Annotated in this window: 4 protein-coding genes; 1 reads left to right on the top strand and 3 read right to left on the bottom strand. The window is 39.9% G+C overall.

What is annotated here, in order from left to right:
- Positions 1-135: 135 nt before the first annotated feature.
- The gene (gene era / locus B2W36_RS15595) at positions 136-1,014 is read left to right on the top strand and encodes a GTPase Era (RefSeq protein WP_293882766.1); all 879 of its coding nucleotides are present in this window, start codon (positions 136-138) and stop codon (positions 1,012-1,014) included.
- Between the two features lie 71 nt (positions 1,015-1,085).
- Here the strand turns inward: era and uvrC are convergent, their stop codons facing one another.
- The 3 genes from uvrC to ispF form a co-directional block, all read right to left on the bottom strand.
- A complete protein-coding gene (gene uvrC / locus B2W36_RS15590) occupies positions 1,086-2,885 on the bottom strand; it encodes an excinuclease ABC subunit UvrC (RefSeq protein WP_293888561.1) in 1,800 nt (599 codons plus the stop codon).
- Positions 2,886-2,978: 93 nt separating this feature from the next.
- Entirely contained in the window at positions 2,979-5,249 is a 2,271-nt protein-coding gene (locus tag B2W36_RS15585) for a penicillin-binding protein 1A (protein ID WP_293888559.1), read from the bottom strand.
- 237 nt (positions 5,250-5,486) lie between these two features.
- Positions 5,487-5,966 carry a 2-C-methyl-D-erythritol 2,4-cyclodiphosphate synthase gene (gene ispF / locus B2W36_RS15580; protein WP_209578265.1) on the bottom strand — a complete coding sequence of 160 codons (480 nt, stop codon included), beginning with the start codon at positions 5,964-5,966 and terminating at the stop codon, positions 5,487-5,489.
- Positions 5,967-6,301 lie beyond the last annotated feature (335 nt).

Genomic DNA, 6,301 nt, shown 5'->3' with positions numbered 1-6,301 from the left:
ACCAACTGCTCCACCCCGCAATATATTTTTGAACAAAATTGCTTTTTTCTTTTGAAAAAACAAGATTATGATCCTTCCGAATTGGAGTACAAAGATATATTTTGTTTCTTTGTAATCCTAATAAAATTTAGAAAAATGTCACACAAAGCAGGATTCGTAAGTATCATCGGAAAGCCAAATGCTGGTAAGTCCACACTAATGAACGCTTTAGTGGGTGAAAAAATGTCTATCATTACACCCAAAGCGCAAACGACAAGACACCGCATTATCGGTATTGTAAACGATGAAGACCATCAAATTGTGTTTTCGGACACTCCAGGTGTTATTAAACCAAACTATTCTCTGCAGGAATCCATGATGAATTTTGTCCAAGGATCTTTGATCGATGCAGACATTATACTATTTGTGACAGATATCAACGAAAAATACGATGAGAACGATGTCCTCGAGAAATTACGCAAAACAAATTCTCCTGTTGCTGTACTGATCAATAAAATTGATAAATCTTCAGAAGAAGAAGTCAAAGCAAAAATTGAATTCTGGCAAGAAAAATTAAATCCAGATACCATTTTTGCCATTTCAGCAAAACTGAATCATAATGTTGCTGCCGTAATGCAATACATAAAAGACAAGTTACCAATTCACGAAGCTTATTATGAAAAGGATGAACTGACGGACAAATCCATGCGTTTTTTTGTCTCCGAAATGATCCGTGAAAAAGTGTTCAAACTGTATGATAAGGAGATTCCTTACAGCACAGAAGTGATCGTGACATCTTACAAAGAGGAGGCTAATATTACGCGTATTGCAGCAGAAATTATTGTTGAACGCGACTCTCAAAAAAATATTATCATTGGAAAGGCAGGCGCCATGATCAAAAAAGTGGGAACCTACGCACGTCAGGATATTGAGGAGTTTATCAATGGAAAGGTATTTCTCGAACTTTTCGTTAAAGTAATTCCTGACTGGCGAAGCAAAAAAAATTACCTTAAACGTTTTGGTTACGATGACTAATTCGTATTGAATGCATCAGCCGAATATCTTGGTGTACAAAACTTCGGCTTATGCACTATTCTACTTTAATGTTACTTTGCAAAGTATTCACGAAGTGCTTTAATCTGTTTGAGATTAAGCACTTTTTTTAGGTCTTCATCAGACGCCTCCTTCACCTTTTTTACCGACTTAAATTCAGTTAACACTTTCTCCACTGTTGTTTTGCCTATGCCTGGCACGTTTTCAAGTTCAGAAACAAAAGTTTTTCGGCTCCGCTGATTTCTGTGAAACGTGATTCCGAACCGGTGAGCTTCATCTCGAAGATGTTGAATCACCTTTAAGGTTTCAGATTTTTTATCTAGATAAAGTGGATATTGGTCGCCGGGATAGAAAAGCTCCTCCAGCCTCTTCGCAATACCGATCACCGTTACTTTCCGTTCGATCCCCAATAAGCGCAAGCTCTTTAACGCGGCCCCTAACTGCCCCTTACCACCGTCTATAATAATCAATTGGGGCAGAGGCTGATCTTCATCCAATAACCTTCTGTACCGTCTAAAAACAGCTTCCTCCATCGTGGCAAAATCATTGGGACCCTCCACGGTCTTTACATTGAAGTGGCGATAATCTTTTTTGGAGGGTTTCGCATCCTTAAATACCACAATAGCAGACACAGGATAATTTCCCTGAATATTCGAATTATCAAAACACTCAATATGTTGCGGCAGCACATTCATCCGAAGATCCTTTTGCATCTGTTTTAGAATACGCTCAGTCCGGATATCCGGATTAAGCTTTTCATATTGCAACAAACGTTCCTTCCTAAAAAATGCTACGTTCTTTTGAGAAAGTTCAAGGAGCTTTTTCTTTTCACCCAATTTGGGGATTGTAAATCGAATCCGTTCGTTCTCTTCAATATCTAACTCGAATGGTACGATAATTTCACGCGAAAGGCTTTTGAAACGATCCCGTATCTCTGGTATAGCCAAGGCTAGCAGTTCTTGTTCACTCTCATCTAAACGCCGTTTCATTTCCAGTGTTTGCGTCTGAATAATCACACCATTCATCACTTTCAGGTAATTGACAAAGGCATATCCTTCGTCCGAAGCGATGCTAAATACATCAACGTTTGTAATGGATGAGTTAACAACGGTGGATTTACTCTGATAATTGTCTAGCTTATCCAACTTCGCTTTGATTAACTGCGCTCTTTCGAAATCCAAAGCTGCAGCTGCAGTAGTAATACCTTCTTTCAAGCGATTGGTCACCATAGCGATCTTTCCGTTCAGAATATCCTTAATATCGCTCAGATTCTGATCATAGTCTTCTTCAGATTGATACCCTTCGCAAGGCCCCTTACAGTTTCCAATTTGATATTCAAGACAGATCTTAAACTTGCCCTTCCGTATATTTTCCTGTGTTAGGGCCAAATTGCAGGTCCGCAAGGGAAACAATTCACGAATCAGATCCAAAACAATATGCATCATCCCCACCGAAGGATAGGGTCCGTAATAGCGCGAACCATCTTTGATATATTGCCTGGTCCAAAAAACGCGTGGAAAAGGCTCATTCTTGATAACAATCCAAGGGTAAGTTTTATCGTCCTTAAGAAGAACATTATACTTGGGTTTGTGTTTCTTGATCAATGAATTCTCAAGCAACCAAGCATCAATCTCCGTATCAACTATAGTAAAAGATATCCGATTAATCTTACGGACCAAAACACGTGTTTTGCCATTCAGCTGATTTTCACTAACGAAATAAGATCCGACCCGATTGCGCAGATCTTTCGCTTTACCAATATATATCAGCTCATTATTTTTATCAAAATACTGATAGACTCCAGGCCGATGTGGTATCTTCTTTAATTCCTCTCTATAATCAAATACGTCCATTATGTTTCAATATCAAGCACTTTCAGCAAAAAAGCCAGACAACAAATTTCGAAAAAATTTATTGCCTGGCCCACTGATATTCGTTAAAATAACCTAGAAACCTAAGCGGTCATCTTTTAGTTTAGTTTCGTCTTTACTGCTCGAATCGGTAGATCCATCTTCCACATCAGAGCCTCCGCCCCCCCAGTACTGATTACAGTCTATTACACGGGTGAGTCCACCTTGAGGTTGTTCAAAATCACCTTTGGTATATTTTAAATTCGAATCTTTATATACTTTCTGCATGTAATAAGCGAATACTGGCATAGCTGCCGCGGCCCCTTGACCGTACTCCATGCGATCGAAACTAATGCCCCGATCTTCCGCCCCGGTCCACACACCTGTAACCAATTCGGGCGTAATACCGATAAACCAAGCGTCCGAGTTGTCATTCGTTGTACCCGTTTTACCTCCGATTGGATTGGTGAGCTTGTACATCCATTGAATACGTCTGGCAGTACCCTGAGACACCACCTTTTTAAGCATATCCACAATAATATATGCTGATTCACTGTTCAAGGCTTTTACCACCTTTGGTGCCTTATCATAAATTGGTGTCCCATTTTTATCTTCAATCCGCAGAATTGCTGTCGGCTCAATCCAAGTTCCTTGGTTTACAAATGCCGAATAGGCACCTACCATATCAAACACCGACGCTTCGTAAGCGCCCAAAGAAATCGAGGGATAACTAGGAACATCACTTGTTATACCCATTCGCTTTGTCAATGCTGCGACTTCCGCAGCACCAACTTCGTGTACTAAATATGCTGTCGCATAGTTTTGAGAATAAGCAAGGGCCTTAGCCAACGTAATGGGGTTTCCTCCTTGCGCATTTCCCCTTGGGGTCCATCCGTTATACGTTTGTTGGTAATTTGGAATACTATAACAGGGCGAATAGCCGTTGTCAATCGCAACTGCGTAAGTAAATGGTTTAGCCGTCGATCCGACCTGACGCGTTCCCATTTTTACCTGATCATATTTAAAGTGGTCGAAGTCAATACCCCCTACCCAGGCTTTAATATGTCCCGTCTTCGGCTCCATAGACATCATTGCATTGCGCAACATGAGTTTATTGTATTTAATGGAATCCATTGGCGTCATAATGGTGTCGACGCTTCCTTTCCATGTAAAAATATTCATAGGAACTTTTACATTGAAAGCCTTTTTGATTTCGTCTTCATTCAAGCCTTCTTCCTTCAAAATCCGGTAACGATCAGAACGCTTCATTCCGCTGATTAATAGCTTCGCTTTATCGCCTTTGAAGGGATCCCTATTTTTCCATTGTGCGGAAAATTTAGACTGCAATTGCTTCATCCACTCCTTTTGCGAATCCTCTGCATATTGCTGCATAGACATGTTGATTGTCGTATAGATTTTCAACCCATCGCGATCAAGATCATAAGGTGTACCATCCGGTTTGGTAATGGAAAGCTTGGCAAATTCCTTTTTGATCTCGTCTTTTAATACCGCTCTGAAATAGGGAGCCAATCCTTCGCCGTAATTTGCAATCTTAAGTTCTAAACCAAGTGGTTTCTCTTTTGCTTTTGTTGCCTCTTCTGCCGAGATAAAATTAGCGGCAACCATATTGTTCAGCACCGTATTACGTCGGGTGCGAGATTTATCAGGGTAACGAACCGGAGAATATGCTCCCGGACCTTTTAGCATACCCACCAACAAAGCTGCTTGTTCCGCTGTCAATTTGTCGGGAGTCGTATTAAAGTAAGTCCGTGCAGCAGATTTGATTCCATATGTATTGTAGGCACCAAAGTCTACCGTGTTGAAATACATGGTAATAATCTCATCCTTGGTATAATTTCTCTCCAGACGAACGGCCGTAATCCATTCCTGAAATTTTTGGATGACACGTTTTAAAAAATTCTTCTGACGTCCATCCGAGAAGAGATTAAGTGCCAGCTGTTGTGTAATCGTACTCCCCCCTTGCTTATTACCTGTCAAGGTATGGAAGATGACTGTGAACGTACGCGAATAGTCTATACCAGAGTGATCATAGAAACGTTTATCCTCTGTAGACACCAATGCTTTGACCAAATAAGGGGACAATTCGCTATACTTAACATTGGAACGGTTTTGAACATAATAAGTTCCCAGTACTTTATGATCTTCAGTGATAACTTCAGAAGCTAAATTGCTTTTTGGATTCTCCAAATCACTGAAGGAGGGCAATTTCCCAAATAATCCAAGACGTATACTCAATATAAACAGAAAACCTATCGCAACAACTCCAACGATAATCTTCCAAAAATTGAACGTATATCGTTTGATATCAGCTTCCGTCAGTTGATTTTTTTTTGATACTCGTTTCATCTAATCACTAAATTTCAGACGTAAATATTATTCATTTTAAGACCACACAGCGTATTCAGGTTTTACACACACTGTGCTATTTTAAAACTTGAATACTGCATTATTTTGATCCTTGTAGACTTCAATTAAGACATTAATGCTCACTCTATCAGATAGTGTGCCAATAATCCTTACTTGGCAAAGGTATTACTAATTGTACCAAAAGCAAGAATTTAAACGCGAAAATATTGAGCAGAACTACGCACGTTCGATCAAGCAAACCGCATAGGCAACGGCCCCTTCCTGACGGCCGATAAATCCCATGGTTTCATTTGTCGTTGCCTTAATGGAAATATCATCGATATCCAAACCAGTGGCTTCAGCCAATTTAACTTTCATTTGCGGGATATAAGGTTTGATCTTAGGAGCCTCCAAACACAACATTGAATCGATATTGCCAAGTGTGTATCCTTTCTTCGCGATCAGCGCCACACATTCTTTCAGTAACAATAAGCTACTGATACCTTTCCAGCGCATATCCGTGTTTGGAAAGTGATAGCCAATATCTTCTAAATTGGCAGCACCTAAAATGGCATCACATATCGCATGCACCAATACATCTGCATCAGAATGGCCAAAGGCCCCAGCATGATGCTCCAATTGAACGCCTCCAACAATAAAGGGATGTCCCTCTTTCATCTGATGGACATCAAATCCAAATCCTACCTTAATTTTCATGACAATAATTATAACTATGGTGTCTACTCCTATTTAAAATATTCCGAGACACTCGATTTATATACCTTTAAAACAAAGTCAATATAAGCTATTACAAGCGCCCAGCGCCGCTATAAGTCAAACTTAGGACATCTTCTCCGAGATCTCCACGTATCAACATATAAACCTAATGACAGATTATTGCGAAGATAACAATTCGCAGCTATATTTATTGTTACAAATGATTTAGGGAGGAGGCATTGCGAAGAAAGTCACTCAAATAGCAATTCGACTTAATGAAAACCTGCGTAATAAAAAAAAGGCTATTTTTTTAGAGGGCACTGAAAAAGTCCCCT

The organism is Sphingobacterium sp. UBA3549 (genome assembly GCF_002376635.1).
In the GTDB taxonomy this organism is placed as follows: domain Bacteria; phylum Bacteroidota; class Bacteroidia; order Sphingobacteriales; family Sphingobacteriaceae; genus Sphingobacterium.
The sequence above is the reverse complement of the archived record's forward strand: the minus strand, read 5'-3'. Positions and strand labels throughout refer to the sequence as shown.